The sequence below is a fragment of the Aeromonas sp. LsrichE-8G genome, from assembly GCF_022869435.1.
GTDB classification, from domain to species: domain Bacteria; phylum Pseudomonadota; class Gammaproteobacteria; order Enterobacterales; family Aeromonadaceae; genus Aeromonas; species Aeromonas caviae.
Map to the genome: position 1 here is coordinate 1 of NZ_JALIHH010000253.1, position 417 is coordinate 417.

General features: G+C 48.4%; 1 protein-coding gene. It reads left to right on the top strand.

Features of this window, described 5'->3' with window-relative positions; translation table 11 throughout:
• Positions 1 to 227: 227 nt before the first annotated feature.
• Positions 228 to 417, top strand: a 190-nt coding sequence (locus MUW49_RS20800; RefSeq protein WP_244813163.1) for a transposase, incomplete at its 3' end; no start/stop codon positions are given.

The window sequence follows — 417 nt, forward strand, 5'->3', positions numbered from 1 at the left end:
CTGTTCAGCTCAAAGGCAGAAGGCAGTTTTTCGCCAGCATCCAGAATGCGTTTGGTTTCTGCCAGCCCGTGATTCCAGACATAACGAGCACAACCGCCCAACTGGCGCAGGCGTTGCGCTTGTTGGGCTGTCGGTTCGAGTCGGAATTTGTAGGCTTTCAGAATTTGCATTTAGCGCTCAGTGTGTAGCATTATTGCCATATCTATTAAGCCCGATTGAGTGACAGAATGCAATTCACTAAAATTAATAAATCACGCCATGCGACCTACGTTTTGCACGTACATTTGGTGTTTATCACCAAGTATCGAAAGCCGATATTGGGGGATCTGCATCACGCTTCCTTCGGTCAGTGTGCGGCAGAGGTTTGCAGAGATTTTGGTGCGGAACTGAAAGAGTGTGACGGAGAGGCTGATCATG